We start from the raw sequence: 25,839 nt of genomic DNA, 5'->3' as shown, positions 1-25,839 counted from the left end.
CCTCGCGTCAGGCGGCCGTACCGGCTGCCAGGGGCATGCGCGGACCGCGCGCCGGGACCTCCACCGCCCGCCGTTGGGTAGCCCGTGCCACCGCGGCCAGCAGGGCCAGGCGCTCCACCGGCTTGGACAGGTGCCCGTCGAAGCCGGCCTCCAGCATCGCCTGGACCTGCTCCGGCAGTGCATCGGCGGTCAGGGCCAGAACCGGCAATGTGGCGGCCCGGCCCGGCAGGGCGCGGATCCGCCGCATCGTCGCGCTACCGGTCAGGCCCGGCATGTGCTCGTCCATCAGGACCAGATCCGGCAATTCGCCCTGTGCCAGCAGGTCCAGCGCCTCCTGGCCGCTTGCCGCCCCGGTCACCTGATGCCCGGCCGGCTCCAGCAGGGCCGCTGCGACGAAGCGGTTGGCGGCCACATCATCCACCACCAGGATACGCAGCGCATCCTGCCGCGGCGCGACCGCGACCAGCGGCAGGGTCTGTGCCGTGCGCCGGATCTCGGCGCCGCAGGCGGGCAGGGGCAGCGCCAGGGTGAAGCAACTGCCCACCCCCTGCGGTCCATCCGCATGGGTCAGGCTGCCGCCCATGGCGCGGGCCAGGGCGGCGCTGATCGCCAGGCCCAGGCCGCTGCCGGTGTGCGAGCCCTCATCCTCGGCCTGGACGAAATCCTCGAACAGATGCGGCCGCAGCGCCGCCGGCACGCCGCTGCCGGAATCGATCACGGCGATGCGTATCCCCGCTGCCTCCGCCGTCACCTGAAGCGCCACCGTGCCGCCGCGTGGCGTGAAGCGGATTGCGTTGGCCAGCAGGTTCAACAGGACCTGCCGGATTCGCAGGCCATCCCCCAGCACCGTCCCCGGCACTGCCGGGTCCAGCCGCAGCGCCAGGGTCACCCCCTTGGCGGCCGCCGCTTCCTCCGCCAGCGTCAGGGTTTCGTGCAGGAAGGGCTCGGGCCGCAGCGGCCGGGGCTGGGCCACGAACCGCCCGGCCTCGATGCGCGCGATATCCAGCACATCATTGACGATGGCCAGCAGATGGCGCCCGGCCTGGTCCAGGGTCTCCGCCTGGCGCCGCTGGCGCGCGCCCAGGCTGGCATCATGCGAAAGCGCCTGCGCCATCCCGAGCACGCCGTTGAGCGAGGTCCGCAGTTCATGGCTCATGCGGGACAGGAAGCGGGTCTTGTGGGCATTGGCGCGGTCTGCCGCGTCCCGCGCGGCGGCGAGCGCTGCGGTGGAACGCTGTTCCGCCTTCTCCTTCATCATGGCGACGAACAGCAGGGTGCCGCCTGCCAGGAAGACGACCTGCAACACCACCAGCGCGCCGAACATGAAGCCCTGCGGCAGCTGGTTGCCGATCGGCCGCGGCGCAAAGACCATGGTCGCGGTCGCCAGGGCGATATAGATGACGGAAACCGCCGCCAGCAGGCTGATGAACAACGGGCGCGACGGCAGTGGATTGATTCGCTGGCCCCGCACCAGCTCCAGCACCGCCAGGCCGTTATAGCCAAGCAGCACCAGCGCCATCAGCGCCACCCTGGCATCGATGCTGGCGTGGAAGGCGGGAATCCGGTTGGCGCCGATCCAGATCACCGCGCCCAGCAGCAGCGCCCAGGGAATCGGCCGGTGCCCTTCGAACTGCCGCGCGCCGGTCCAGTGCAGGCCATAGCCGAGGCAGAGCAGCAGGTTCGCGACGTCGATCGAGACCCAGTCCGGCGCCATTCCGCGCAGGGCGAGCAGCACCGTGCCGCCGGCGCCCAGCAGCCGCGCCATGCCCCAGGAGGCGAGCGCGGTTTCCCGGCGATCGAGCGACCAGAGCCAAAGCGAGGCCAGCCCGAGGAACCCGCCCAGGATCGAGGAGAAGACAAAGACCGTCGGGAGGTGGATCTCCGGCACCGCGTTTCGCCCCCGTGAACGGGACGCTCCCTGCTAGGACACGGAGCATAGCGCAATTGGGCCGAAGTGCTCAACCTTAGGTTGTCGAAATGTAAATATCGAATGCAACCGGCCGCAGGGTGTCAGGGCGCTGGCAGCAGCAGCGCCAATTCCCGCTTGAGAACCTTGCCGGCGCTGTTGCGCGGCAGATCCGCCACCACGAAGACCTGGCGCGGCCATTTCGGCCTTGGCAGGCGGCCGCGTGCGAAATCCAGCAGCGTGGCGGGGTCGCAAGGCGCGGCCAGCGTCACGAAGGCCGCGATCTCCTCGCCGAACTCCGCCGAGGGCCAGCCCAGCACGGCGCATTCCGCCACCGCCGGATGCGCCCCCAGCGTGGCCTCGATATCGGCCGGGTGGATGTTGATGCCGGCGCGGATGATCATGTCCTTGCGCCGGCCGCGCAGCGTGACGAAACCCTCCGCATCCAGGGAGGCGAGGTCGCCAGGGTAGAACCAGCCCTCGCGGAACGCCTCGGCGGAGGCTTCCGGGTCGCGGTGGTAGCCGGTGGCGCAGGCGGGGCCGCGGTAGCGCAGCAGGCCGGTCTCACCGGCCGGCAAAGGCTGGTCGCCGTCATCGACCACCTCCACCTCGACGCCGAAGACCGGGCGGCCCACCGTCTCGCCATGCGTGGCGAGGTCGGCGGGGGTCAGCAGCGACACGCCGCCGCCTTCGGTGCTCGCGTAGTATTCGAAGAAATTCGGGCAGAGCCTGTCGCGGATCGCGAGGCGTTCCGCGGGAGAGAGCGGGGCGCCGGAGGAGAACAGCAGGTTCAGCTTGCGCAGCGGCGCCAGCCCAGTGTCCTCCAGCGCCAGCAGGCGGCGGAACTGCGTCGGCACCAGGAACAGGCTGGTGGCGTCGTGCCGTGCCACGCAGTCCAGCAGATCCTCCGGCGCGCAGGGCGGTGGCTTCAGGATCAGCGTGCCGCCGGAGAACAGCACGGACATGGCGAAGGTGCGGCCGCCGCCGAAATACAGCGGCGTGGCGCAGATGAAGCGGTCGCGCCCGTTCAGGCCGAGATTGATCCAATGCGTGCGGAAGCGCGCCAGGAAATGCCGGTGCGCGATCAGCGGGCCCTTCGGCCGGCCGGTGGTGCCCGACGACAGCGACAGCACGAAGGGCGCCTCCGCGTCATGGCCGAAGGCCATGCCCTCCGCGCTGGCATCGCCGGGCGTGTCGCAGCGCAGGCCGGGCAGAGGCGCCGCATCGGGTTCCAGCAGCACCAGCGCGGCGCCGAAATGGGTGGCGACGTTGCGCTGTTCCTCCGCCGTCCAGCGCACATCCATCGGCAGGATCGGCAGGCCGGCACGCGCCACCGCATACAGCGCCACCACATGCTGCGCCGAGTCGCGCAGGCAGATGCCGATGGGCTGATCCGCCGGCAGGCCGAGGCCCAGCAGCCAGGCGGCCATGCGCCGCACCCGGGCGGCAAAATCCGCATGGGTCAGCACCAGATCGCCATCGATCAGCGCGATGTGGCCGGGGCGCGCCTTGGCGTGGATGTCCAGCGCATCGGCCAGGTTCATGCGCCGGCGCCGTCCAGCTTGTAGATGCGCTGCACATTCGTGCGCAGGAATTTTGCCAGCACCGCCTCGGGCAGATTCAGCTCCGCGATTTCCGCCATGGTGCGGCCGAAATCCAGCACCGGGAAATCCGTGCCGAAGATCACCTTGTCCTGTCCGTAGCTGCGGATGTAGTGCTTGAAGCTGTCGGGCCAGTAGCGCGGGCTGTGCGCATCCGATCCGATGAAGACATTGGCGTGTTTCCAGGCCATCGCGATCATCTCCTCGGTCCAGGGGATGCCGACATGGATGCCGATGATCTTCAGCTCCGGGAAATCACACGCCACCGCATCCAGCGTGATCGGGCGGCCGACGGAGCGAAGCGGGTAGCTCGGGTCATAGACCATGGATTGCCCGACCTGCAGCTGTACCGGCACGTCCAGCTCCGCGCATTTCGCGTAGAAGGGGTACCATTTCGCATGATCCGGCGGCAGCTCGAACCAATGCGGGTAGAAATGCGCGCCGATGAAGCCGTATTCGGTTACAGCTCGAGAAAGTTCGCGCACACCGCGCATGCCCTCGGTGGGGTCGAGGCCCGCGAGGCCATAGAAGCGGTCCGGATGCGCCTGCACCGCATCCGCCACCAGGCGGTAGTCCACGTGATAGCAGGCGGGATGGCCGAGGCGGCCGACCTTGGCGGCGATGAGAAAGGCCTTCTCGATGCCCGCGGCATCCATGCGCGCGATCATATCCTTCAGGCTCATGCCTTCGAAGATTTCGCGCTTCACGCGCATCTTGCTGGTGTAGAAGCCGGTGCGATCCGGCCTGCCGGCCAGCGCCTCCGGCGTCCAGATGTTCACCACCGCATCGATCGCCCGGATGCCCGTCACGCTGTTCCCCTTGCCGTCAGACCCATCTCCCGCGCGATGGAATCGCGCAGCACTTCATTGGCGCCCTCGCCGAAGGTGTAGAGGCGCGAATCCCGCCACAGCCGCTGCATGTCGCTTTCGGCCGAATAGCCGGCGCTGGCCATGATCTGCATGCCGGCATCCGCCACGTCGCGCAGCGTCTCCGTCGCGATGATCTTGGCCTGCGCTGCTTCCCGCCGGCACGGCGCGCCCTGGTCGATAAGCTGCGCCAGATGCCGCACCATCAGGCGGGATTGATCGACGCGCATCCGCATATCCACCAGCCGGTGCGCGATGGCCTGGAAACGGCCGATCGGCTGGCCGAACTGTTCCCTTTCCTGCGCATGGGCCAGCGCGATCCGCAGCGCCGCCTCGGCCGCACCGGTCACCGTCGCGGCCATCGAGGCGCGGGAGAAATGCAGAGTGGACATCATCTGCGCCAAGCCGCGGCCTTCCTCGCCCAGCAGCGCATCCGCCGGCAGCTCCACATCGTCCAGGCCGATGTCGAAGGAGGGCATGCAGTTGTTGCCGACCTTGGGCAGCCGCGTCATGGCGATGCCGGGCGTGGCCGTCGGCACCAGGAACAGCGAAATGCCGCGCGGCCCCTCGGCGTCCGGCCCTGTGCGCGCCGGCAGGATCAGCCAGCGCGCGCCCTCCGCATCGCTGATCCAGGTCTTGCGGCCATTGATGCGCCAGCCGCCTGCATGCCGCGTGGCGCGGGTGCGGATGGCGGCGGCATCGCTGCCGGCCTGCGGTTCGGTTAGCGCCAGCGCGCAGAAGGCGCGGCCCGCCATCAGCAGCGGCAGCATCTCCGCCCGCTGCGCCGCGCTGCCATGGGCGCGGATGGTGGCGAGGCCGAAGCCGACGACACGGTTGAAGATCGAGGCGGCCATATAGGCGTGCTGCCCCAGCGCATCCTGCACCAGCGCCACCGTCGCCCAATCCCCGCCGAGCCCGCCTTCCGCCACCGGCACCGCCAGCGCGAACAAACCGGCCTGGCCCATCTCCGGCAGCAGGTCATAGGGCGGGATATGTGCGGCGTCCCGCCTGCGGATTTCCGCGGTCGGCAGGCGGCGGGCCAGCAGCGCCTGAACGCTCGCCAGGATCTGCGCCTGCTCCGAAGTCATACCCTGATCCGCGCGGAGGCATGCCACGGCACCAGCATCCGCCGCAGCGCGCCGATGGTGAAGTAGAACAGGAAGCCGAGCATCGACATGTGGATCAGCACCGCGAACATCTGATCCGTCTCGAAGGCATTCAGCCGCGCGATCAGCAGATGCCCCAGCCCCGCATTGCCGCCGAGATACTCGCCGACGATGGCGCCGATGATGGCCAGCACGATGCCGATCTCAAGCCCGGTGATGATGAAGGGCAAGGCGGAGGGCAGTTCCAGCCGCCGGAACACCTGCCACCGCGTCGCATTCAGCGACACCATCACATCGCGGTGCCCCTCATCGATGGATTTCACCCCCATCGCCGTATTGGTCAGGATCGGGAAGAAGGCGAGCACCGCGGCGACAATGACCTTGGAGGTGATGCCGAAGCCGAACCACAGCACGAACAGCGGCACCAGCGCGACCTTAGGGATCACCTGCGTTGCCACGATGAAGGGGTTCAGCGTCTGCTCCAGCCAGCGGATGCGCGCGATCAGCACGCCGAGCACCACGCCGATCACGGTGGCATAGGTGAAGCCCGTCAGCGTCGCATAGACGGTCATCCACGTATGGTGCCAGGCACGCGGATCGCGCAGCATTTCCAGCCAGGCGGACCACACCGCGCCCGGCCGCGGCAGGATGAGCGGGGAGATGCCGGAGAGGCGCACATAGCTGTCCCAGATCAGCACGAGCGTGGCCAGCAGGATGGGCGTGGTGATCCAGGGCAGCGCGCCCTGCATCGTCACCAGGCGCTTTCGGAACTGGGCGGGCGCGGCCTCGGCCATCAGCTGATCTCCGCCAGGCGATGCCGCAGCTTCCGCACGATATCCTGGAACTCCACGGTGGATTGCAGGTCCGGCGCGCGCGGCCGGGCGAAGGGCACGTCCACCACCATGTCGATGCGACCCGGGCGCGGCGACAGCAGGACGATGCGGTCGCCGAGGAACACCGCCTCCGCGATCGAATGCGTCACCAGCACGATGGTCTTGCGGGTCGCAAGCCAGATGCGTTGCAGCTCCAGGTTCATCGCCTCCCGCGTCATGGCGTCCAGCGCGCCGAAGGGCTCGTCCATCAGCAGGATGCGCGGGTCGTAGGACAGGGCGCGGGCGATCGCGGCGCGCTGGCGCATGCCGCCCGAGAGTTCACGCGGCCAGCGCTTCTCGAAGCCCTGGATGCCGACCAACCGCGCGAGCTCCTGCGCCCGCGCCGCGCGCTGCGCCTTGGGCACGCCCTTCAGCTCCAGCGGCAGGGCGATGTTCTGCTCGATGGACAGCCAGGGAAACAGATTGGCGTCCTGGAACACCATGCCGAGGTCGGACAGCGCGGCCGCCTGGCGCTGGCCGCCCCGCCACAGGCTGCGACCCTCGATGGCAATCTCGCCGGAGGTCGGCGCGATCAGCCCGCCGATCATCCGCAGCAGCGTGGTCTTGCCGCAGCCGGAAGGGCCGAGCAGCACCAGGAACTCGGCCTCCGCCACGGCAAGGTCGGTGGCCGCCAGGGCATGCACCGGCTCATCCCGCGTGCCGTACCATTTCTCGACCGCGTCGAAGGTGATGGCGGGCTGCGTCATGGCGTGAAATCCGCCTGTCCCGCCGCCATCGCATCCAGCGCCTGGTTGGCACCGATGATCCGCGCGAAGCCGAATTCCATGGCGTCAAGCGATGCCGCATGGCGCGCCGTATCGAAATCCGCCACGGCATCGCGCACCACGAAGGTGCGGATGTCCCGCTGCGCCGCGTCGCGCACGCTGCTTTCCACGCACATCGATGTGGTGACCCCGCCCACCATCAGCGCGCGGATGCCGGCACTCGCCAGCACCACATCCAGCGCGGTGCCGAAGAAGGCGGAATAGCGCGGCTTGTCCAGCACCACATCGGCCGGGTGCACCCCGGCTTCCGCCGGGATTTCTACATCGGCGCTGCCCGCGGCCAGCGCGCCGATCTGCCCGAGGCGCGGCCGCAGCTCCGTCGTCAGCAGCCCGCCATCGGCATGATCCGCCCGCAGCACATGCCGCGTCCAGATCACCTTCATGCCCACGGCGCGCGCGGCACGGGCCAGCGCATAGCCCTGCCGCGCGGCGGCGGCGCAGGTCGAGACGTCGCGGCCCTGGGCTGCGACGAAGCCCTCCGGGTGCAGGAATCCCCGCTGGTAGTCCACCAGCAGCAGCGCGGCTTCCGCGCGATGGAATCGCATCAGGCCAGGGCACGCTCGACGAATTCGTTGGTGTAGAGTGTCTCCGCCTTCACGCCCGCCGGCGCGAAGCCGGCCGCGGCCATCAGGTCATAGCCGCGCTGCCAGCGTTCCGGCACGTTCCGCAGCATGTTCTCCCGCCCCGCGGTCAGCCAGAACTGCATCTCGTTGCGCAGGACCAGCGGCGCGGTGGTGGCGTTGCGCATCTCGGCAATCTCGAAGCCGCGCAGATTGGCCAGGGTCTGCGACAGGTCGGTATCGGCCAGCATCGCATCCAGCGAGAGCTTCACCGCGCGCAGGAAGCGCGTGATGATGTCGCCGTTGGCCGCCAGGGTGGAACGGCGCGCGATGTAGCACTGGCCGGGGATGGGTGCGACATCATCCGTGTTCCAGCTCACATGCGGCGTATTCGCCGCCTGCAACGCCACCGGCACGCCGGCCGAGACGATATAGGCATCGATCCGCCCCTGGGCGATCAACTGCAGCCCCGCCGGCGAATTCGGCGCCACCTGCCGCGCCACCCGCGCGCGTTCCACGCCGGTGGCCTGCAGCATCACGTCCAGCACGATCTCCGTCGCACCGCCGACCGAAAGCACGCCGATGGTCTTGCCCGCCATATCCGCGGGTGTCCGCACCGGCTTGTCCGGCGCACTGATGACGTAGAAGGGCGAGCCCTGGCTGATGGTGCCGACCGCGACCAGGTCATCACCGCCGGGGCGGGAGGAAGCGCGGATATGGTCGCCCACCCCGGTGCGCGACAGCAGCGCGCCGCCGCCGACGATCTGCTGCACCGCCATGGCGGAACCGCGGCCCTGCTGGATGGTAACGTCCAGCCCCTCCCGCGCGAAGAAGCCGCCGCCCTGGGCGTTCAGCACATCGGCGAAGGCCAGGATGTAGGAAAAGGGCGTGACGAAGGTCATCGTGCGTGGTGATTGCGAACGGGCATCGCGCATCGTCACGGACAGCATCGCTGCGCCGCCCAGGGCAAGCGCGGCGCGGCGCGTGGTGGCGTGTGCGGACATCGTCTGTCTCCTTCGCATGGAGCGCGCAGGGGAACCCCAGCGGCGCGCCGCGTCAATGCCCGTAACCATTCCGCCGCATCAGGCGAAGCGTGGGCAGAACAACGGAGCTGACCGATGATGCACCACGCCCCATTGCCGGGCCGCCGCCCGACCCGGCGCGATGGCGCACTGCACGCCGATCTCTGCATCATCGGCGCCGGCTCCGGCGGCCTGTCGGTCGCGGCCGGTGCGGCGCAGATGGGCGCCTCCGTCGTGCTGATCGAAAAGCACCGGATGGGCGGTGATTGCCTGAACACCGGCTGCGTTCCCTCCAAGGCCTTGCTGGCGGCGGCGCATGCGGCGGCGGTGGTGCGCGACGGGGCGCGCTTCGGCGTGAACGGGCATGAGCCTGAGATCGATTTCGCCGCTGTGTGGGCGCATGTGCACGGCGTGATCGCCACTATCGCGCCGCATGATTCGGTGGAACGCTTCACCGGCCTCGGCGTCACCGTGCTGCAATCCGCCGCCCGCTTCACCGGGCCGGAGGAGGTGGAGGCGGGGGGTGAGCGCATCCGTGCGCGCCGCTTCGTCCTCGCCACCGGCTCCGCCCCCGCCGTGCCGCCGGTGCCCGGCCTGGCGGAGACGCCCTTCCTGACCAATGAGACGATCTTCGAGCTGACGGAGCGCCCGGCGCATCTGGTGGTGCTCGGTGGCGGGCCGATCGGGGTGGAGATGGCGCAGGCCTTCCGCCGCCTCGGCGCCGCCGTCACCCTGGTGGAGCGCGCCGCAATCCTGCCGAAGGACGAGCCGGAAGCGGTGGCGATCCTGCGCGAGGCACTGCGGCGGGAGGGGATCGCGGTGGTGGAGAACGCCGCCGTCACCGCCATCCGCCGCGCCGGCAACGGCGTGGAGCTGGAGCTGGAAGCGCCGGCCGCGCTGCGCCTGATCCGCGGCAGCCACCTGCTGGTCGCCGCCGGGCGCCGGCCGAATACGGAAGGGCTCGGGCTGGAGCAGGCCGGCATCGCCGCCACGCCGCGCGGCATCACGGTGGATGCGGGGCTGCGCACCAGCAACCGCCGTGTTTTTGCCATCGGCGATGTCGCCGGCGGCCCGCAATTCACCCATATCGCCGGCTACCATGCCGGGCTGGTGATCCGCGCCGCGCTGTTCGGCCTGCCGGTGAAGGTGGACTACGCCGCGCTGCCCTGGGTCACCTATGCCGATCCGGAACTCGCCCATGTCGGCCTGACCGAGGCCGCGGCGCGGGAGGCCGGGCACCAGGTCTCATTGCTGACGCAGCCGCTGTCCGGCAACGACCGTGCCCAGGCGGAAGCGGCGACGGAGGGGCTGATCAAGGTGGTGCTCGGCCCGCGTGGCCGTATCCTGGGCGCTACCATCCTGGCGCCGAGGGCCGGGGAGATGATCGGGCTGTGGGGTTTGGCGATCCAGCGCAAGCTCGGCATCGGCGCCATCGCATCCTCCCTTGCGCCGTACCCCACCCTGTCCGAGATCTCGAAGCGCGCTGCGGGCGGCTTCTACACGCCCCGCCTGTTCGGCGCGGGCACCCGGCGCATCGTCGGGCTGGTCCAGCGCCTGCTGCCATGAGGATCGCCATGATGACCCTGCCCAACTGGATGCGCGACCGCAGGCTTTGGATCGTGCTCGCCGTCATCGCCGTGATCCTGGCACTGCGGCTGACGGGACTGACCGAGCATCTGTCGCTGGAAACCCTGGCGCGGCACCGCGTGACACTGGCGGCGCTGGTGGCGGACCATGTGCTGGTGGCGGGGCTGGTCTTCGTGGCGGCCTATGCCGCGGCGGTGGCGCTGTCCGTGCCCGGCGCGGTGTTCCTGACCCTGGCGGGCGGCTTCCTGTTCGGCGCGGTGCTGGGCACGGCGCTGACGGTGGTGGGGGCCACCATCGGGGCCACGCTGGTGTTCCTGCTGGCCCGCCGCATCTTCGGGCCGGATGCGCTGGACCGGCTGGGCGCCACGGCGCAGAAGCTGGCCGAGGGCATCCGCCGCAATGCCGCGTCCTACCTGCTGGTGCTCCGGCTGGTGCCGCTGTTTCCCTTCTTCCTGGTCAATCTGGTGCCGGCCTTCGCCGGGGTGCGGCTGCCCACCTACGTCCTGACCACCTTCTTCGGCATCCTGCCCGCCACCGCCGTGTTCAGCCTGGCCGGCGCCGGGCTTGGGGAGGTGCTGGAGGCCGGCGGCAATTTCGAGGTCAGCAGCGTGCTGACGCCGCAGATCCTGGGCGCGCTGATCGGTCTGGCGGCGCTGTCGCTCGCCGCCATTCCGCTGAAGGCGCGCTTCGCGAAGGGCTAGGTCGCCGGCTCGAAACCGCCCGCGCCGGGGCGCCCGGCCAGTTCCAGGCTCTGCGCGAAGGCGTCCCGCCGGGCGATGTTGGTGGCGGCCAGGCTGCGCAGGCGGCCCACGCCGGCGGCGGCCGGGGTGGCCGCGGGTTGCAGGGTGAAGGCGTTGCCGGGTGCGTAGCCACGCAGCGCCGGCCCGCCATCGGCATAGGCGAAGCCGCCTGCGGCCGGGCGCAGGCTGACCTCCGCGCCCGCGATCAGGCGCCCGACAATCGGCGCATCCGCTTCCGGACGGACCCGCAGTGGCACGGGGGCGGAGGCGACGGCGCGTGGCAGTGCCGCATCCGCCGCCCGCCGCGCCGAAAGTGCCGCGCGCGTGCCGGGGGCCACCGCCTCCACCGATTGATCGATGCGGGCGGCGCGCGCGGTGATGGCGGCGCGGGTGCGCTCGGCCTGGTCCAGGTCCCGCTGCATCCGGCCCTGGGCTTCCTGCAACCGGGCGGGCAGGGCGGCGGGCGGGGTCTCGGCGCGGATCACCCGCACCTCTGTCCAGCGGCAATACAGCAGGGCATCGAAGGCGATCTGCAGGCGTTCCAGCGCCGCATTCTCCCGCTCCAGCTCCGCCTCCAGCTCGGCGGCGGAGGGTGGGCCGCTGCGGCGCGGCGGGCTGCCGAACAGGTCCCCGGCATTGACGAAGACCACCACCTGCGGCCCGCAACTATCCTGCGGGTCGGCCGCCACGGTCGGCGGGGTGCCAGCGGGCGGCGTGGCGCAGGCGCCGAGCGCCAGCAGCATGCCGAGGGCGGCACCCGTCAGTCCGACATGTCGCATGGCCGTCTCCCTCGATCGCACGGCAGAGTTGCGGTGCCGCGACGCAGCGTCAACCGGCGCTGCCTTCACCGTCGTAACCGTTCGAGCAGCGCCATCGCGGCGTGCGGCGCCTTCGGCTTGTAGCCGTTGATCATGAAGACGAAGACTTCGCGCGGTTTCGCGGGCTTCTTCTGCGCCGGCGCCAGCAGGGGCAGATCCGCGGGCGTGCCGCCCTCGGACCAGATGCGCGCCCGATCGGCCCAGAGGTCCAGCGCGGCCGCGGGATAGCCCAGCGCCTCCTCCTCCGACGCCGACTGAAGCCGGGCATAGACGAAGGGCGCGGTCACATCATGGATCGCCGGGTGCTTCTCGCTATCCGCCAGCACCACGCCGATGCCGTAGCGGCGCAGCAACTGGGGAAATTCCGGCACCGCGAAGCTGGGATGCCGCACCTCCACCACATGGCGCAGCGCCACGCCATCCTGCGTCTTCGGCAGCAGCCGGAGAAAGGCCTCGAAATCATCCGGTTCGAAGGCCTTGGTGGGCAGGAATTGCCAGTTGATCGGGCCGAGCTTCGCCTTCAGCTCGACCAGCCCGCCGGACAGGAAGCGCGCGATGGAGGCGCCGGATTCGGCCAGCACCTTGCGGTTGGTGGTGAAGCGGCTGGCCTTCAGGGCGAAGACGAAATCCTCCGGCGCCTCATCATGCCAGCGTGCGAAGCTCTCGGGTTTCTGGGCGCCGTAATAGGTGCCGTTGATCTCGATGGCCGTCACCTGGCGGCTTGCGAAATGCAGCTCCTGCTTCTGCGGCAGGCCCTTCGGATAGAAATCGTCGCGCCAGGGTTCAAAGGTCCAGCCGCCGATGCCGACGCGAATTCCTGGCATGATGTTCCTCCCCAGCCGAACAGGCTGCACCAGGGCCGCGGCCTCACCACATCAGCGAGATCGGTGCCAGCGCCTGGCCGCGCCGCGCGCGCTCCGCCGGTGGCAACACGTCGCAGGAGGGCCAGGTTCCGCTGGACAGCGCGGCGGCATAGCCCTCCGGCAGCCGCGCCGCGCGCATCGCCGCGGCGGCCGCCTCGTGGTCGTAGTGCAGCGGCAGGATCTCGGTGCGCAGGCCCCGGCTTTCCGGCGACAGCAGCGCGAACCAGACGCGTGGCGTGCCGTCATCCGCCGGCATGCCGATGGCGCCCGCGTTCAGCCACAGCCCGACGCCGATGCGCCGCGCGAAGGGGATGCCGCTATGGCCGGCCACCACGCCGTCGCAGCCGGTCGCCGCGATTTCCGCCGCCAGTACATCCTCCGGCGCCGAGGCGAACAGGAAGCGGCTGGTTTCCTGGGCGCCGCCATGCCGCACGGCCAGGCGCCGTCCATCCGGCACCGCCAGCTCGATGCGCTTCGGCAGGTCGCGCATCCAGTCGCGCTGCGCCGGGGTGACCTGGGTGTTGGCATGCGCGTACCAGCTTCGGCTGAGCAGGTCGCATTCGGTGCCTTCCTCGAAGCCGCAGCCGCAATCCTCGGCTGCCTCGGCCAGTTGCTCCTCGCAATTGCCGGCCAGCACGGCCATGCCGCTGTCCATCACCAGCGCCGTGGTGGCCGCCGCATCGGCGCCATAGGCGACGACGTCGCCGGTGCACAGGATGCGCGCGGGCGGAATGCCGCGCCGTGCCGCCTCCGCCAGCAGCGCGGTGGTGGCCTGCAGGTTGGAATAGGGGCCGCCGAAGACGAGCAGCGGTCCGTCCAGCGTCATCTTCATGCCAGGTGCCTCCAATCGCGTCTCAAGCCAGGCTTCGCCTGAGGGCCGCGCTGATCCGGTCCGCCGCCAGGGTCAGTCCGACCACCACCAGCAGGATCGCGAAAAGCCGGTTGAAGTCGAGCAGGTCCACCGCGTTCTTCAACTCCTGCCCGATGCCGCCGGCACCCACCAGGCCGAGCACGGTCGAGGCCCGGATGTTGAATTCCCACACATAGAACAGCGCGCCCGCCGTCTCCGGCAGGGTCTGCGGGATCAGCGCGAAGCGGGCCACCTGCAGCTTCGTGCCGCCGACGGCCAGGATCGCCTCCGCCGGGCGCGGATCCGCCGCCTCGAAGGCCTCCGACCACAGCTTGCCGAGCGAGCCGGCCGAATGCAGCGCCACGCCGATCATGCCCGCGAAGGGGCCGAGGCCCACGGCGGCGACGAAGATCAGCGCGAAGACGAAGCCATCCACCCCGCGCAGCCCATCCAGCACGCCCCGCGCCGGCTGGCGCAGCAGGGCGGCGCGGGTGACGGGCCGCGCCGCCAGCAGGGCGAAGGGCGCGGCCAGGATCGCGGCCAGCACCGTGCCCAGGGTGGCGATGCCCACCGTCTCCGCCGCCCGCCGGGCGATGTCGCCGGGGTTGGAGAAATCCGGCGGCCAGCCGGTGGCGAGCCATCCGGCTAGCCGCGGCAGCCCGGCCGCCAGCCGCGCCGGGTCCGGCTGCACCGCCCAGACCGAGGCCGCGAGCAGGGCCAGGAAGGCGGCCCAGCCGAAAGCCTTCAACAACCCGGCGCCTTCACGCGTTGCGCAAACGGCCGAGCGCGCGGCCGGCTTCCTCGATCGGCGCATAGGTCTCGGGCGTGGCGGCGACCCAGCCGGTATAGTCGGGCGGCAGCACGGAATCGGTGCTGGCCAAAGCGGCGGCGGCCAGCGCCTGGCTGGTTTCCGAGGGCAGGTCGCGGCGCACCGCCAGCGCATCATTCGGCAACGGCTCGCTGCGCCAGACTTCCTTCACCTGTTCCGCCCGCACCCTTCCGCTGGCCAGCATCGCCGCCAGGTTGCGGTCGAAATCGGTGGCGAGGTCCACCTGGCCATTGGCGACCGCGATGACATTCGCCGCATGGCTGGCGCCGTCGCGGTAGCGGAAATAGCTGCGCGGATCGATGCCGCGCTGCAGGAACCAGTGATGCGGCACCAGCCAGCCGCTGGTGGACCCGGCATCGGCGAAGGAGATGGACATGCCCCGCGCATCCTCCGGGAAGCGGGTGATGGCCAGTTCCGGCCGGGCCAGGATGATGGCGTGGTAGGTCGGGCTGCCGCGCCATAGCACCGTGGCGATGGGTTCCGCCCCCGCCCGCGCGCGGGCCAGCACATAGCCCCAGGGCCCCATCCAGGCGCAATCCACCTGGCCGCTGCCAAGCGCCACCGCAATGCCGGCCCAGTCGCTGGTGACCGACAGCTCATGCCGCCGGCCGAGCTGGGCGGCGAGGTGGGCGAAGAAGGGGGCGAAGGCGCGGCGCGTATCACCCGGCGTGGGCTGGAACGGCCCGACCGCGAAGCGCAGCGGCGAGGCCTGGGCGAGCGCGGGGGCGGCCAGGGTGGCGGCGGCGGAGGCCAAAAGAATGCGGCGGGGCAGGCGGATGGGCATGCGGGCGGGTCCTCCGTGGCGGATTGCCACAGCTTCGCCGCGCTGGCCCGGCCGGTTACGGTATTTGTGACTGAGGCGCGTGAGGGACGGTGGTGGAGGTGAGCGGGATCGAACCGCTGACCTCGTCATTGCGAACGACGCGCTCTACCAACTGAGCTACACCCCCACACGCCAAGCGTGGGTCCACCGCAGGGCGTGGCTTATGAAAGCGGCGGGGCCGGGTGTCAAGCCAGGGCGCAGAAGATGTCCTTGGCCCGCAAAGCCTTGTTCCAAGGGCAAGCCGCCATTAGGTTTCGGGCGCAACGCCCAGGGGTCGCAGATGCTGCTCGATGCCGTTTTCTTTCTGGTCCGGGCGGGTCTCGACCTGTTCTGGTGGGCTGTCCTGCTGGCCGCGATCATGCAGACCCTGCTGTCCTTCAACGTGCTGGATGGCCGCAACCGCATCGTCTGGACCATCGCGGATTTCCTGTACCGGCTGACGGAGCCGGCGCTGCGCCGGGTGCGCGGGCTGCTGCCGAATATGGGCGGCATCGACCTTTCGCCCCTGGTGGTGCTGCTGCTGATCACCGCGGCCACCATCGCCGTCACAGCCATTCAGGGCTACCTGCTGCGGAGCGGCCTGTACTTCTGATTGCGGAGCGGCCTGTACTTCTGGCTGCGGAGCAGCCTGTGCATCCGGCCGCGCCATGACCTGCTGGCGGGTGCGGCCGGATGGGCTGGACCTGGCGGTGAAGGTGCATCCGCGCGCCCGGCGCCCGGCGCTCGGCGGGCTATCGCCCGATGGCGCCGCGCTGCGCGTCGCGGTGGCGGAGGTGCCGGAGGATGGCCGCGCCAACCGCGCGGTGTGTACGGCCGTGGCCCGCGCCCTGGGCCTGGCCAATTCGGCGGTCGAGGTCTTGCACGGCGCCGGCAGCCGCCAGAAAACCCTGCGCGTGACCGGCGACCCGGCTTCGCTGGCGCCCCTGTTGGAAAAGCTCATCGCATGACGGCCACCATCATCGACGGCAAGGCGGTTGCCGCCGCTTTGCGCCAGGACATCGCCGCCCGCGTCGCCGGCCTGGGCTTTCGCCCCGGCCTGCGCGTGGTTCGGGTGGGGGAGGATCCGGCCTCGGGCGTCTATGTCCGCAACAAGGACAAGGCGGCGCAGCAGGTGGGCTTCGACAGCGCCACCATCGCCCTGCCGGCCAGCACCACCGAAGCCGAGTTGCTGGAACAGGTCGCGCGGCTGAATGCCGACCCGGCGGTGGATGGCATCCTGGTGCAGCTTCCGCTGCCGCCGCAGATCCGCGCGGATCGGGTGGTCGCGGCCGTGGCGCCGGAAAAGGATGTGGATGGCTTCCATCCGCTGAATGCCGGGCTGCTGGCCAGCGGCCAGCCGGGCCTCACGCCCTGCACGCCGAAGGGCGTCATGCATCTGCTGAAGGCCGCCGGCGTGGCGCTGCCCGGCGCGCGGGCGGTGGTGGTGGGGCGCAGCAACATCGTCGGCCGGCCGATGGCGCAATTGCTGCTGGCGGCCGATTGCACCGTCACCATCGTCCATTCCCGCACCCGCGACCTGCCCGCCGAATGCCGCCGCGCCGAGATCCTGGTGGCGGCGGTCGGCCGGCCCGAAATGGTGCGCGGCGACTGGGTGGCCGAAGGCGCCACCGTGATCGATGTCGGCATCAACCGGCTGCCCGATGGCCGCCTGGTGGGCGATGTGGCCTTCGCCGAGGCCGCTGCCCATTGCGGCGCCATCACCCCGGTGCCCGGCGGCGTCGGCCCGATGACAATCGCCTGCCTGCTGGAGAACACGCTGGACGCGGCCCTGGCCCGCCGCGGCTGAGGGTGCAAGACCGCCGCGCCCCGCGTTACTGAGGCACTCCACCGAGGGCATCCGTTTCATGCAGGGCAGCGGGCTGCTGATTGCCGGCGCATTCGTCGCCATCTGGGCCTCCGCCTTCACCGTGGCGGGGGTGGTGGTGAAGGAATGGCCGCCGCTCTGGGCGCTCGGCATCCGTTTCGGGCTGACCGTGCCGATGCTGCTGGCGATCCTGCTGATCATGCGCTCCCGCCTGCCGCGGCCGGGCGATATCGGCCGGGTCGCGGTGCTGGGGCTCTGCGGCATGGGCGGCTACCTCGCCTTCGCCTGGCTCGCCATGGCGCGCATTCCCACCGGGCTTGTCGCGCTGATCTGCGCCACCACGCCGCTGATGGTGGCCGCCGGGGAAAGCCTGTTCCTGCGCCGGCCGCTGCCGGGCCTCGCCTGGGTCGGGCTCGCCATCGGCTGGTCCGGCGTGGCGCTGCTGGGCTTTCTGCGCGCGGTCGATGGGCTGGCCATGGCGGAGGCCATCGGCTTCGTCTTCGCCCTCGGCGCCGCGATCAGCCAGGCGGTGGGGCTGCTGGTCTATGCGCCGGCCAAGGGCCGCGTCGATATCTGGTTCGCCAGCTTCGGCCAGACCACCGTCTCCGCGCTGCTGTGCCTGGCGCTGGCGCTGATGCTGGAGGGTGCGCCGCCTACCTCCGCCAGCTGGCCGACCTGGGCGGCGATGGGCTGGTCCATGGTGGTGGTGGGCATCGGCGCCTACGCGCTGAACTTCGCCATGATGCGCCGCGTCCCGGCCTCCACCGCCGCCGCCCTGCAATTGCTGGCCCCGCCACTGGCCGCCGTCTTCGGCTGGGCGCTGCTGAGCGAGCGGCTGTATTTCAGCGACATCATCGGCGGCGTGCTGACGCTGGGCGGGCTGGCCCTTCTGGTGCATGCGCGCTCGCGGGGCTGATCCCGCGAAAACGCAATGCCGCCGCGGCCTCGCCGGGGCATGATGCCGGCATGCAAGCGCGACGACGAGCACCCATCGGTTCCTGAGCTCCGCCCGGCCATCTGGCCGACACGCCCGTTTGCCCACAGGATATCCCCATGTACACGCCAGCCGCCTTCCGGGTGGACGACCCGGCCTGGATCTTCGGCCATGTCGAACGGCATGATTTCGGCATGCTGGTCAGCGCCGCGCCGCTGATGGTCAGCCATCTGCCCTTCCATCTGGTCCGCCCGCAGGGCGACGAACCCGCCCGGCTGGTCTGCCACCTGGCCCGCGCCAACCCGCATTGGCAGGCCTTTGCCGGGGCGGGGGCTGAGGCCGTGGCGGTGTTTCGCGGCGTGCACGCCTATATCTCCCCCACCTGGTATGGCCAGCACCCCAGCGTGCCGACCTGGAACTACGACGTGGTGCAGGCCGAGGGGATCGCCACGCTGGTGGAGGACCCGGCCGAGATCGCCGAGCAGATGCGCGCCATGGCCGCGGCCTATGAGCCCACCCCCGGCTTCGACATGGACGCGCAGCCGCCGAAATACATGGACGGCATGTTCAAGGCGCTGGTCGGCGTCACCCTCACGGTGCGGCACTGGACGGGCAAGCGGAAGCAGAGCCAGAATCGGCCGCAGGCGGATCGAACCGCCGTCGCCGCCGCGCTCGATGCGCGCGGGGAACACGCGGCGGCTGCCGCATTGCGCGAGGCCAACGGCATTGCCTGACACAAGCCCGGATATCGAGACGCTGGCCAGCCGCGAGGTCTACCGCAACGCCTGGATGACGGTGCGGGAGGATCAGGTGCGGCGCCGCGACGGCTCCACCGGCATCTATGGCGTGGTGGAGAAGACGGATTTCGTCACCGTGGTGCCGGTGCATACGGATGGCTCGGTTCAGCTCGTCCAGCAATTCCGCTACCCGGTGGGGCGGCGGCACTGGGAATTCGTCCAGGGCATCTGGGGCCCGCCGGGCACGGACCCGCTGGAGGCCGCGCGCCACGAATTGCTGGAGGAAACCGGCCTCACCGCCGCCGAATGGCAGCATGGCGGCTTCCTGAACCTGGCCCAGGGCACCATGCGCCAGGGCTACGACATCTTCCTGGCGCGCGGCCTGAGCCAGGGGGCGGCGAGGCCGGAGGTGGAGGAGCAGGACCTGGTCACCCGCGCGGTGACGCTGGCTGAGCTGGAAGCCATGCTGCTGGCCGGCGAGATCCGGGATGCCACCTCCGTCGCCAGCTTCGGCCTGCTGCGCCTGAAGGGGCTGATCTGATACCAGCGGCCCTTCCGCGTGGCCGCTCGGGCCGCCGGGATCGCTGGCGCCTATCGGGAAGATAGGCACTGGTCGCATTGCCGGGTCCGATTCGATGGCGGCATAGTTTCGCATCGAAGGAGAGGCCCCACCATGTCCGCATCCCCCATCGCAATCTTTGCCGCCGGCTTCATCGCAGGTGGCTTCATCCTCGGCGGCGTCGTCGCCCAGGCCCGGATCGTCACGCTGAACTCGGCCATTGCCGGGGTTCTGCCCAACTCCGAGGGCAGCCTGTTCTGCGTGACCGCGACCAGCGTCCTGCGGCCCATCACCGGGACGATCCGCAATACCAGCGTCAACGCCCCCGGCGGCGTCTCCTACGGCGTCACGATGCGCTGCCCTGCCTGAAGGTCACGGCGCCTGGCCGCGAGCCTATCTCTCCTTCCGCCAGGCCAGCACGCAGCCATCCGGCCGCAGCTCCAGCCGGGCGCAGCAGCCACGCAGCAGCGCCAGCGGTGCCGCGCCGGGGCCTTGCGGCAGGGTGAGTTCCAGCTCCACCTCGCTCGCCACCTCCCGCACCTCCGCCAGCAGGCGGCTGCCTTGCGGGATGCGGCCGACGGCATCCTGCGCCACGGCCAGCAGCGCCATCTCCAGCGCCGCGCGATCCAGCCGCACCGCCGCCACCCGCTCCGGCGCCGTCAGCTCCGCCCCCAGCCGCGCGCCGAGCGCCACCCGCAGCAGCGGCAGCACCTGTTGCAGCACGGTGGCGGGCGAGACCTCCACCGGCTCCGCCACCTCCCGCCGCGCATAGTCGAGGAAGCCGCGCATCGCCTCATCCATCCGCCGGCTGGCCTGCACGGCGCGGTCGAGCTGGCGTCGTCCCGCGCTGCCGGGCTCCCCCGCGCTGCGGGCCAGAAGGTCCAGATTCGCGGCCAGCACCATCATGGCGTTGTTGATGTCGTGCTGCAGCGCGGGCGCCACGCGGCGCAGACGGTCCAGGCGCTCAAGCCCAGCCTGCGCTGGATCCGCGGATGGGGAGGTGTTCAGGTCATCCGCCAAGCCAGGACTCTCCTTCATCGGGACAGGGAGGCCGCGCCCGGTGCGGGCTGGGCCAGGGATTCGAGGATGTCGCGGAACAGCCGCGCGGGCAGGGTGCCGCCGCGCACATCGGCCATCGGCGTCGCATCATCATTGCCGAGCCAGATGCCCGCCACCAGCGTGCCGCCGCCATGGCCGGGCGGGGCGGCGGTGAAGCCGACGAACCAGGCGTCGCGGAAATCCTGCGTCGTGCCGGTCTTGCCCGCCACCTGGCGGCCGCCCGGCGGCTGCGCGGCGCGGCCGCTGCCGCGCGTCACCACCGATTCCAGCATCCGCCGCATCGCCGCCGCATGGTCGGGCGTGGTCACCCGCAGCAGGGTTGGCCGCCCGGCCGGCACCGGCTGGCCATCGGCCCGCGCGGAGACCACGCCGCGCGCCTCCGGCAGCAAGCCGCCATTGGCGAAGGGCGCATAGGCCGCGACCAGGTCGAGCAGCGTCACCTCCCCGGTGCCGAGCGCCAGCGTGGCATCGCGCGGGAAGGGGCCGGGCAGGCCGAAGCGCTGCGCCGTGTCATTGGCCGCCCGCGCCCCGCCGCCGCGCGCCAGCACCCGCACCGCCGCGGTGTTCACCGAATGGGTCAGCGCTTCCTCCAGCGTGATCTGGCCCTGGCTGCGCCACGCCCCGTTGCCCGGACGCCAGCCGCCGAGATTGACCGGCCCATCCGCCACGCTGTCCCCCGGCGCCATCCCGGCTTCCAGCGCGGTGAGGAAGACGAAGGGCTTGAAGGCGGAGCCGGGCTGCCGGCGGGCCTGCGTCGCGCGGTTGAACTGGCTGCGGCGATAATCCCGCCCGCCCGCCATGGCGCGCACCTGGCCGGTTTCCGCCTGCATCACCACCACCGCCCCCTGGCCGACACCGGCCCGCGCGCCGGGGCCGGCCAGCAGCGCCTCCAGCCGCGCCTCCACCACCGCCTGGATGCGCAGGTCGAGCGAGGTGCGCAGAACCAGATCCGCATTGCCCGGGAAACGCGTGCCGAGGTCATCCAGCACCCAATCCGCGAACCAGCCGGAATCGCGGGAGGGACGCGGCGTGATGCGGATGCTTTCCGCCGCGAGCGTCGCCTGGCTCTGCGTGATGAAGCCCGTCTCCACCATCGCCCCCAGCACCTCCGCCGCCCGGCCCGCCGCGGCTTCCGGCGCGGTGCGCGGGTTGAGCCGGGATGGCGCCTTGGGCAGGCCCATCAGCACGGCGGATTGCCACAGGTTCAGCCGTGTGGCGGGGATGCCGAAATACAGCCGCGCGGCCGCATCCACGCCAAAGGCGCCGGCGCCGAGATAGACGCGGTTCAGGTAGATCTCCAGCAATTCGTCCTTGCTGAAGTGCCATTCCAGCCAGAGCGCCATGACGGCTTCCTGCGCCTTGCGCCGGAAGCTGCGCTCCGGCGTCAGGAACAGGTTTTTCGCCAACTGCTGCGTCAGGGTGGAGCCGCCCTGTGCGATCTGGCCTGATGACCAGTTGACCCAGGCCGCGCGCGCGATGCCGATCGGGTCCAGCCCCCAATGCTGGCGGAAGCGCCGGTCCTCGATCGCCAGCAGCGCCGCGGGCAGATGCGCCGGCAGCGCCGGCAGGCGGACGATCTCGCCATGCACATCGCCCGATGTGGCGATGACGGCGCCATTCGCCGCCTCCAGCGTCACCCCGGCTCGGCGTGTCTGGCTCAGCGCCAGGTCGGTGCGCGGCAGGTCCCAGACCAGCAGCAGCAGCACCGCGGCCACGGCCAGGCTGCCCCAGACCGAGACCAGCACCAGCAGCCGCAGCCAGAACCAGGCCCGGCGCCCGGCCCGGCGCTGCGCCGGCGTGGTCAGGGGGGCGGCCAGCGGGGCGACGGGCCTGGCGCGCGGGGCGGCGGAGCGGGTGCGGGGGCGGGCGGTGCGGGCCATCGGCGGCAGGCTTAGCGCAAAACCCTTGCCGGGGAACGTAAATCCTGCACGCGAAGTCCTTGATTCGTCTCAGGCACCCACGCCCGGCACCGGCCCCACCTCCCGCGCCACCGACAGCAGCGCGCGGCGCAGCCAGGCATGGCCGGGATCGGCCTCGAAGCGGCGATGGAAAATCAGCGAAAGTCGGGTGTGCTTGAACTCCACCGGGCAGGGCCGCAGCGCCAGGCCGTAGGTTTCCGCCATGCGCTGCGCCAGGCGCGCCGAGAGCGACATCACCATATCCGTCCGCGCCAGAATCTCCGGCACCGCGCCGAGATGGGCGACCACGGCGCCGAGCCGGCGGGGAAACCCCGCCTCCCGCAATGGCCCGTCCAGCGCGCCGTCGCGCGACCCGTTGGGTGAGTGCAGCAGATGCGGGAAGGCGGTGAAGCGTTCCAGCGTCAGCGGCCCCTCCGCCAGGGGATGCCCCGCGCGGACAAGTGTCAAAAAGTTCTCCGGCAGCAGGCGGACGCGGGTGAACAGCGCCGGCGGGTCCGGCAGCACCGCCACGGCCAGCTCGGCCTCCCCCTGCGTCAGCAGGTCCAGCGCATTGGTGCGGTCGGCATGACGCACGGCGAGCAGGGCGCGCGGGGCTTCCTGGTGCATCTGTTCCAGCAGGGGCGGCACCAGCACGCTCTCGGCATATTCGGACAGCGCCACGGTGAAGACGCGGTCCGTGGTCGCCGGGTCGAAGGGCGCGTGGTCGGCCAGCGTGGTCCGCAGCCGGTCCAGCACCTCCGCCACCGGGCCGGCGAGCGACAGGGCGAGCGCGGTGGGCTCCACCCCGCCGGGGCGGCGCAGGAACAGCTCGTCATTCAGCGCGGTGCGCAGCCGGGCGAGCGCGTTGGAGACGGCGGGCTGCGACAGGTTCAGCTTCTCCGCCGCATGCGTCACATGGCGCTCACGCGCCACCGCATCGAAGACGCGCAGCAGATTGAGGTCGAGGGTCTGGAGGTCGGCCAAGGTCGGGGCATCCCGGATGCGAACAGCTGCGCATCATTTGTGGTCGTGATGATGGCTGTTCCATCCCCGTGTTGGAAGCGAGCGGTGCCGCGCGCCCATAACCGCGCCACACCGGGCGCGAACCGCGCCCCTTCCAGACGGAGCCACGGATATGAACCTCGACCCCCGCACCACCACCCCCTATGCCGCGCTGCTGCTGCGCGTGAGCATGGGCGTCCTGTTCCTGGCCCATGGCCTGCTGCTGAAGATCATGACCTTCGGCTTCGCAGGCACGATGGGATTCTTCGGCTCGCTCGGTTACCCGCCCGTGCTGGGCGCCGTGGTGGCGGTGGCGGAGACGCTGGCCGGCATCGCGCTGATCCTTGGCATCTGGGTGCGGCCGGTGAGCCTGCTGCTGCTGCCGATCATGATCGGCGCCACGATCCAGCATCTGGGCAACCCCTGGCTGTTCAGCGCGCCGGGCGGCGGCTGGGAATTCCCGGCCTTCTGGACCGTGCTGCTGTTGGTGCAGGCGGGCCTCGGTGCCGGGGCGCATGCGGTGGATGTGAACCGGCTGCTGGGGCGTGAGAGCGTGGCGGCGCGGGCCTGACGCCTCGCTCAGGTGCCGGTGGAGCCGAATCCGCCGGCACCGCGCGCCGTCTCCGGCAGCACCGCCACCTCCCGGAAGCGGGCGCGCACCACCGGGGCCACCACCGCCTGCGCGATCCGCATGCCGCGCTCCACGGTGAAGGGCTCGCTGCCCGCGTTCATCACGATCACCTGCAATTCGCCGCGATAGTCTTCATCCACCGTGCCCGGCGAATTGGGCAGGGTGATGCCGTGTTTCAGTGCCAGGCCGGAGCGCGGCCGTACCTGCAATTCATGGTCGGGCGGCAGCGCGATGCACAGCCCCGTCGGCACCAGCACGCGCGCGCCGGGCGCGATCACCAGCGGCGCGGTGACGGCCGCCAGCAGATCCATCCCGGCGGCGCCGGGCGTGGCATAGGCGGGCAGGGGCAGGCCCTCGGCATGGGGCAGGCGGGTGACCAGGATTTCGACCATCATCTCAGTCATTCTTGGCAAGACTCTCCGCAATCCGCGCCGCCAACCGCCGCGCGACCTCATCCTTCGGCAGGCGCGGCCAATTCTCCACACCCGCATCCGTCACCAGATGCACGGTGTTCTCCGCGCCGCCCATTACATCGCCCGAGACGTCATTCGCCACGATCCAGTCGCAGCCCTTGCGCTGGCGCTTGGCCTGCGCGTGCGGCACCACGTTTTCCGTCTCCGCGGCAAAGCCCACCACCAGCCGCGGCCGCTGCACCTGGCGCTGCGCGATGGTGGCCAGGATGTCCGGGTTCAGCGTCAGCGAAAGGCCGGGCGGCGGCGCGCCGGGGACCTTCTTGATTTTCTGCACGCCGACATCGGCCGGGCGGAAATCGGCCACCGCGGCGGCGAAGACTGCGGCATCCGCCGGCAGCGCGGCTTCGACCGCCGCCAGCATGTCCCGCGCGCTTTCGATCCGTACCACCGTCACCCCGGCCGGGTCCGGCACCGCGACCGGGCCGGAAACCAGCGTGACGCGCGCGCCCAGCGCGGCGAGTGCCGCGGCGATCGCATGCCCCTGCCTGCCGCTGCTGCGATTGGCGATGTAGCGCACCGGGTCGATCGCTTCCTGCGTCGGCCCGCTGGTCACCACCACATGCCGCCCGGCGAGCGGGCCATGGGCCAGAAGCGCCTCGATCGCCGCCAGGATCTCCGGCGGTTCGGCCAGCCGGCCAGGGCCGCTTTCCGGCTCCGCCATCGGCCCATCCTCCGGCCCCACCACGGCCACGCCGCGGGAGGCCAGCGTCCGCATATTGGCGATGGTCGCCGGATGCGCCCACATCGCCGGGTTCATCGCCGGCGCCACCAGAATCTTCGCCCGCGTCGCCAGCAGCACGGTGGACGCCAGATCATCCGCCAGCCCGGCCGCCATCTTCGCCAGCAGATCCGCCGAGGCCGGCGCCACCACCACCAGATCCGGCGCACGCGCCAGGCGGATATGGCCGATCTCGGCCTCCGCCGCCCAGAGATCGTCATGCACCCGGGCGCCGGAGATCGCCGCCAGCGCCTCCTTCGTCACGAAGCGGGCGCCGCCGGCGGTCAGGATGGGCGTGACCGCATGGCCGGCGCGGCGGGCCAGCCGCACCAGCTCCAGCGCCTTATAGGCGGCGACACTGCCTGAAACGATCAGAAGCATTTGGGCCATGCGCCCAGCCTAGACTCGCCGTGGCGGGCCGGCGACCCCCCGGCGCGACCCCCAACCACGGAGCGACCGAACCCCATGCGCCGAACCCTGCTTGCCGCCGCCCTCGCCTCGCTGCTGCTGAACCCGCTGGCGGCCGCGCGAGCCGATGAGATCAAGGACGCGATCACCGAGGCCGGCCGGACCTATGCCGCCGGGGACATCGCCGGCGCGCGCGCCGCGCTGGCCGAGGCCTCGCAACTGCTCCAGCAGCGTGCCGCGGATGGGCTGGTGCAGGCGCTGCCGGAGCCGCCCACGGGCTGGACGGCGGAGGAAGCCGCGAGCCAGGCCGCCGCCACCATCTTCGGCGGCATGACCCAGGCCAGCCGCAGCTACACCAATGCCGCCGGCCAATCCGTGAAGGTGGAGA

Annotated in this window: 28 protein-coding genes, 1 tRNA gene and 1 pseudogene; 11 read left to right on the top strand and 19 right to left on the bottom strand. The window is 71.0% G+C overall.

Annotation, left to right across the window (positions count from 1 at the left end; genetic code table 11):
* Positions 1–7: 7 nt before the first annotated feature.
* From Q8S40_RS08910 to Q8S40_RS08875, 8 genes are all read right to left on the bottom strand, one after another.
* Positions 8–1,888: an ATP-binding protein gene (locus Q8S40_RS08910; protein WP_305670096.1), complete on the bottom strand. Its 1,881-nt coding sequence runs from the start codon at positions 1,886–1,888 to the stop codon at positions 8–10.
* A gap of 122 nt (positions 1,889–2,010) precedes the next feature.
* Positions 2,011–3,450 carry a class I adenylate-forming enzyme family protein gene (locus Q8S40_RS08905; protein WP_305670095.1) on the bottom strand — a complete coding sequence of 480 codons (1,440 nt, stop codon included), beginning with the start codon at positions 3,448–3,450 and terminating at the stop codon, positions 2,011–2,013.
* The gene (locus tag Q8S40_RS08900; protein ID WP_305670094.1) at positions 3,447–4,316 is read right to left on the bottom strand and encodes an amidohydrolase family protein; all 870 of its coding nucleotides are present in this window, start codon (positions 4,314–4,316) and stop codon (positions 3,447–3,449) included. Before Q8S40_RS08900 ends, Q8S40_RS08905 begins: the two co-directional genes overlap by 4 nt.
* Positions 4,313–5,461: an acyl-CoA dehydrogenase family protein gene (locus Q8S40_RS08895; protein WP_305670093.1), complete on the bottom strand. Its 1,149-nt coding sequence runs from the start codon at positions 5,459–5,461 to the stop codon at positions 4,313–4,315. Before Q8S40_RS08895 ends, Q8S40_RS08900 begins: the two co-directional genes overlap by 4 nt.
* Positions 5,458–6,273, bottom strand: a complete 816-nt coding sequence (locus Q8S40_RS08890) for an ABC transporter permease (RefSeq protein ID WP_305670092.1) — start codon at positions 6,271–6,273, stop codon at positions 5,458–5,460. The genes Q8S40_RS08895 and Q8S40_RS08890 overlap by 4 nt, the downstream gene beginning before the upstream one ends.
* Complete coding sequence (locus Q8S40_RS08885; protein ID WP_305670091.1) at positions 6,273–7,058, bottom strand: ABC transporter ATP-binding protein; 786 nt, start codon at positions 7,056–7,058, stop codon at positions 6,273–6,275. The genes Q8S40_RS08890 and Q8S40_RS08885 overlap by 1 nt, the downstream gene beginning before the upstream one ends.
* Complete coding sequence (locus tag Q8S40_RS08880; protein ID WP_305670090.1) at positions 7,055–7,681, bottom strand: cysteine hydrolase family protein; 627 nt, start codon at positions 7,679–7,681, stop codon at positions 7,055–7,057. The genes Q8S40_RS08885 and Q8S40_RS08880 overlap by 4 nt, the downstream gene beginning before the upstream one ends.
* Complete coding sequence (locus tag Q8S40_RS08875) at positions 7,681–8,700, bottom strand: ABC transporter substrate-binding protein (protein WP_304813847.1); 1,020 nt, start codon at positions 8,698–8,700, stop codon at positions 7,681–7,683. Before Q8S40_RS08875 ends, Q8S40_RS08880 begins: the two co-directional genes overlap by 1 nt.
* Before the next feature lie 114 nt (positions 8,701–8,814).
* Between Q8S40_RS08875 and Q8S40_RS08870 the strand changes: the two genes are divergently transcribed.
* Together Q8S40_RS08870 and Q8S40_RS08865 are read left to right on the top strand one after the other, a co-directional pair.
* Positions 8,815–10,284, top strand: a complete 1,470-nt coding sequence (locus Q8S40_RS08870) for an NAD(P)/FAD-dependent oxidoreductase (RefSeq protein ID WP_371136819.1) — start codon at positions 8,815–8,817, stop codon at positions 10,282–10,284.
* 8 nt (positions 10,285–10,292) lie between these two features.
* A complete protein-coding gene (locus tag Q8S40_RS08865; protein WP_305670089.1) occupies positions 10,293–11,006 on the top strand; it encodes a TVP38/TMEM64 family protein in 714 nt (237 codons plus the stop codon).
* Here the strand turns inward: Q8S40_RS08865 and Q8S40_RS08860 are convergent.
* The 6 genes from Q8S40_RS08860 to Q8S40_RS08835 all read right to left on the bottom strand — a co-directional run bounded on the left by Q8S40_RS08860 (position 11,003) and on the right by Q8S40_RS08835 (position 15,355).
* Positions 11,003–11,824 carry a hypothetical protein gene (locus Q8S40_RS08860; RefSeq protein ID WP_305670088.1) on the bottom strand — a complete coding sequence of 274 codons (822 nt, stop codon included), beginning with the start codon at positions 11,822–11,824 and terminating at the stop codon, positions 11,003–11,005. The two genes, Q8S40_RS08865 and Q8S40_RS08860, sit on opposite strands and share 4 nt — an antisense overlap.
* 65 nt (positions 11,825–11,889) lie before the next feature.
* Entirely contained in the window at positions 11,890–12,687 is a 798-nt protein-coding gene (locus Q8S40_RS08855; protein WP_305670087.1) for a DUF72 domain-containing protein, read from the bottom strand.
* A gap of 43 nt (positions 12,688–12,730) precedes the next feature.
* Complete coding sequence (locus tag Q8S40_RS08850) at positions 12,731–13,558, bottom strand: metallophosphoesterase (protein WP_305670086.1); 828 nt, start codon at positions 13,556–13,558, stop codon at positions 12,731–12,733.
* A 22-nt stretch (positions 13,559–13,580) separates the two neighbouring features.
* On the bottom strand, positions 13,581–14,324 hold the full coding sequence (gene phnE / locus Q8S40_RS08845; RefSeq protein ID WP_305670085.1) for a phosphonate ABC transporter, permease protein PhnE: 744 nt from the start codon (positions 14,322–14,324) through the stop codon (positions 13,581–13,583).
* Positions 14,325–14,337: 13 nt separating this feature from the next.
* Positions 14,338–15,189, bottom strand: a complete 852-nt coding sequence (locus Q8S40_RS08840; RefSeq protein WP_305670084.1) for a phosphate/phosphite/phosphonate ABC transporter substrate-binding protein — start codon at positions 15,187–15,189, stop codon at positions 14,338–14,340.
* A gap of 90 nt (positions 15,190–15,279) precedes the next feature.
* Positions 15,280–15,355 (bottom strand) — tRNA-Ala (locus Q8S40_RS08835).
* A gap of 153 nt (positions 15,356–15,508) precedes the next feature.
* On the opposite strand from Q8S40_RS08835, the gene Q8S40_RS08830 reads away from it, so the two are divergent.
* The 7 genes from Q8S40_RS08830 to Q8S40_RS08800 all read left to right on the top strand — a co-directional run bounded on the left by Q8S40_RS08830 (position 15,509) and on the right by Q8S40_RS08800 (position 19,631).
* Positions 15,509–15,820, top strand: a complete 312-nt coding sequence (locus Q8S40_RS08830; RefSeq protein ID WP_304813858.1) for a YggT family protein — start codon at positions 15,509–15,511, stop codon at positions 15,818–15,820.
* A 55-nt stretch (positions 15,821–15,875) separates the two neighbouring features.
* Positions 15,876–16,175: a DUF167 family protein gene (locus tag Q8S40_RS08825; RefSeq protein ID WP_305670083.1), complete on the top strand. Its 300-nt coding sequence runs from the start codon at positions 15,876–15,878 to the stop codon at positions 16,173–16,175.
* Positions 16,172–17,014 carry a bifunctional methylenetetrahydrofolate dehydrogenase/methenyltetrahydrofolate cyclohydrolase FolD gene (gene folD / locus Q8S40_RS08820; protein ID WP_305670082.1) on the top strand — a complete coding sequence of 281 codons (843 nt, stop codon included), beginning with the start codon at positions 16,172–16,174 and terminating at the stop codon, positions 17,012–17,014. The genes Q8S40_RS08825 and folD overlap by 4 nt, the downstream gene beginning before the upstream one ends.
* A 58-nt stretch (positions 17,015–17,072) precedes the next feature.
* A complete protein-coding gene (locus Q8S40_RS08815; protein WP_305670081.1) occupies positions 17,073–17,948 on the top strand; it encodes a DMT family transporter in 876 nt (291 codons plus the stop codon).
* A gap of 137 nt (positions 17,949–18,085) precedes the next feature.
* A complete protein-coding gene (locus tag Q8S40_RS08810) occupies positions 18,086–18,700 on the top strand; it encodes an FMN-binding negative transcriptional regulator (protein ID WP_305670080.1) in 615 nt (204 codons plus the stop codon).
* Positions 18,693–19,244, top strand: coding sequence for an NUDIX hydrolase (locus tag Q8S40_RS08805; RefSeq protein WP_305670079.1), 552 nt, complete (start codon positions 18,693–18,695; stop codon positions 19,242–19,244). Before Q8S40_RS08810 ends, Q8S40_RS08805 begins: the two co-directional genes overlap by 8 nt.
* 132 nt (positions 19,245–19,376) lie before the next feature.
* Positions 19,377–19,631 (top strand): hypothetical protein, encoded by a 255-nt coding sequence (locus Q8S40_RS08800; protein WP_304813296.1) that lies wholly within the window; start codon positions 19,377–19,379, stop codon positions 19,629–19,631.
* Positions 19,632–19,655: 24 nt separating this feature from the next.
* Here Q8S40_RS08800 and Q8S40_RS08795 read toward each other — a convergent pair whose 3' ends face one another.
* The 3 genes from Q8S40_RS08795 to Q8S40_RS08785 form a co-directional block, all read right to left on the bottom strand.
* The gene (locus tag Q8S40_RS08795) at positions 19,656–20,282 is read right to left on the bottom strand and encodes a hypothetical protein (protein ID WP_304813297.1); all 627 of its coding nucleotides are present in this window, start codon (positions 20,280–20,282) and stop codon (positions 19,656–19,658) included.
* A gap of 14 nt (positions 20,283–20,296) precedes the next feature.
* A complete protein-coding gene (locus Q8S40_RS08790; protein ID WP_305670078.1) occupies positions 20,297–22,201 on the bottom strand; it encodes a transglycosylase domain-containing protein in 1,905 nt (634 codons plus the stop codon).
* 69 nt (positions 22,202–22,270) lie between these two features.
* Positions 22,271–23,203 carry a LysR family transcriptional regulator gene (locus Q8S40_RS08785; RefSeq protein WP_305670077.1) on the bottom strand — a complete coding sequence of 311 codons (933 nt, stop codon included), beginning with the start codon at positions 23,201–23,203 and terminating at the stop codon, positions 22,271–22,273.
* A 151-nt stretch (positions 23,204–23,354) separates the two neighbouring features.
* Between Q8S40_RS08785 and Q8S40_RS08780 the strand changes: the two genes are divergently transcribed.
* Positions 23,355–23,792, top strand: coding sequence for a DoxX family protein (locus Q8S40_RS08780; RefSeq protein WP_305670076.1), 438 nt, complete (start codon positions 23,355–23,357; stop codon positions 23,790–23,792).
* Positions 23,793–23,800: 8 nt separating this feature from the next.
* On the opposite strand, the gene dut is transcribed toward Q8S40_RS08780, so the two are convergent.
* On the bottom strand, positions 23,801–24,256 hold the full coding sequence (dut, locus tag Q8S40_RS08775) for a dUTP diphosphatase (protein ID WP_304813303.1): 456 nt from the start codon (positions 24,254–24,256) through the stop codon (positions 23,801–23,803).
* Positions 24,249–25,433 (bottom strand): bifunctional phosphopantothenoylcysteine decarboxylase/phosphopantothenate--cysteine ligase CoaBC, encoded by a 1,185-nt coding sequence (coaBC, locus tag Q8S40_RS08770; RefSeq protein ID WP_305670075.1) that lies wholly within the window; start codon positions 25,431–25,433, stop codon positions 24,249–24,251. Before coaBC ends, dut begins: the two co-directional genes overlap by 8 nt.
* Before the next feature lie 75 nt (positions 25,434–25,508).
* Here coaBC and Q8S40_RS08765 point away from each other — a divergent pair.
* Positions 25,509–25,839 (top strand): annotated as a pseudogene (locus Q8S40_RS08765) (hypothetical protein); the annotation flags it as partial.

Source organism: Falsiroseomonas sp., assembly GCF_030695085.1.
Taxonomy (GTDB): domain Bacteria; phylum Pseudomonadota; class Alphaproteobacteria; order Acetobacterales; family Acetobacteraceae; genus Falsiroseomonas.
This window is presented reverse-complemented; position numbering and strand designations above follow the sequence as displayed.

What these genes read in the sequence shown, in the direction of transcription:
- Q8S40_RS08905 (WP_305670095.1), bottom strand. Translation starts at nt 3,450, where the DNA reads ATGAACCTGGCCGATGCGCTGGACATCCACGCCAAGGCGCGCCCCGGC.
- Q8S40_RS08895 (WP_305670093.1), bottom strand. Translation starts at nt 5,461, where the DNA reads ATGACTTCGGAGCAGGCGCAGATCCTGGCGAGCGTTCAGGCGCTGCTG.
- Q8S40_RS08890 (WP_305670092.1), bottom strand. Translation starts at nt 6,273, where the DNA reads ATGGCCGAGGCCGCGCCCGCCCAGTTCCGAAAGCGCCTGGTGACGATG.
- Q8S40_RS08885 (WP_305670091.1), bottom strand. Translation starts at nt 7,058, where the DNA reads ATGACGCAGCCCGCCATCACCTTCGACGCGGTCGAGAAATGGTACGGC.
- Q8S40_RS08880 (WP_305670090.1), bottom strand. Translation starts at nt 7,681, where the DNA reads ATGCGATTCCATCGCGCGGAAGCCGCGCTGCTGCTGGTGGACTACCAG.
- Q8S40_RS08875 (WP_304813847.1), bottom strand. Translation starts at nt 8,700, where the DNA reads ATGTCCGCACACGCCACCACGCGCCGCGCCGCGCTTGCCCTGGGCGGC.
- Q8S40_RS08870 (WP_371136819.1), top strand. Translation starts at nt 8,815, where the DNA reads ATGATGCACCACGCCCCATTGCCGGGCCGCCGCCCGACCCGGCGCGAT.
- Q8S40_RS08865 (WP_305670089.1), top strand. Translation starts at nt 10,293, where the DNA reads ATGATGACCCTGCCCAACTGGATGCGCGACCGCAGGCTTTGGATCGTG.
- Q8S40_RS08860 (WP_305670088.1), bottom strand. Translation starts at nt 11,824, where the DNA reads ATGCGACATGTCGGACTGACGGGTGCCGCCCTCGGCATGCTGCTGGCG.
- Q8S40_RS08855 (WP_305670087.1), bottom strand. Translation starts at nt 12,687, where the DNA reads ATGCCAGGAATTCGCGTCGGCATCGGCGGCTGGACCTTTGAACCCTGG.
- Q8S40_RS08850 (WP_305670086.1), bottom strand. Translation starts at nt 13,558, where the DNA reads ATGAAGATGACGCTGGACGGACCGCTGCTCGTCTTCGGCGGCCCCTAT.
- Q8S40_RS08840 (WP_305670084.1), bottom strand. Translation starts at nt 15,189, where the DNA reads ATGCCCATCCGCCTGCCCCGCCGCATTCTTTTGGCCTCCGCCGCCGCC.
- Q8S40_RS08830 (WP_304813858.1), top strand. Translation starts at nt 15,509, where the DNA reads ATGCTGCTCGATGCCGTTTTCTTTCTGGTCCGGGCGGGTCTCGACCTG.
- Q8S40_RS08825 (WP_305670083.1), top strand. Translation starts at nt 15,876, where the DNA reads ATGACCTGCTGGCGGGTGCGGCCGGATGGGCTGGACCTGGCGGTGAAG.
- folD (WP_305670082.1), top strand. Translation starts at nt 16,172, where the DNA reads ATGACGGCCACCATCATCGACGGCAAGGCGGTTGCCGCCGCTTTGCGC.
- Q8S40_RS08815 (WP_305670081.1), top strand. Translation starts at nt 17,073, where the DNA reads ATGCAGGGCAGCGGGCTGCTGATTGCCGGCGCATTCGTCGCCATCTGG.
- Q8S40_RS08810 (WP_305670080.1), top strand. Translation starts at nt 18,086, where the DNA reads ATGTACACGCCAGCCGCCTTCCGGGTGGACGACCCGGCCTGGATCTTC.
- Q8S40_RS08800 (WP_304813296.1), top strand. Translation starts at nt 19,377, where the DNA reads ATGTCCGCATCCCCCATCGCAATCTTTGCCGCCGGCTTCATCGCAGGT.
- Q8S40_RS08790 (WP_305670078.1), bottom strand. Translation starts at nt 22,201, where the DNA reads ATGGCCCGCACCGCCCGCCCCCGCACCCGCTCCGCCGCCCCGCGCGCC.
- Q8S40_RS08780 (WP_305670076.1), top strand. Translation starts at nt 23,355, where the DNA reads ATGAACCTCGACCCCCGCACCACCACCCCCTATGCCGCGCTGCTGCTG.
- dut (WP_304813303.1), bottom strand. Translation starts at nt 24,256, where the DNA reads ATGACTGAGATGATGGTCGAAATCCTGGTCACCCGCCTGCCCCATGCC.
- coaBC (WP_305670075.1), bottom strand. Translation starts at nt 25,433, where the DNA reads ATGGCCCAAATGCTTCTGATCGTTTCAGGCAGTGTCGCCGCCTATAAG.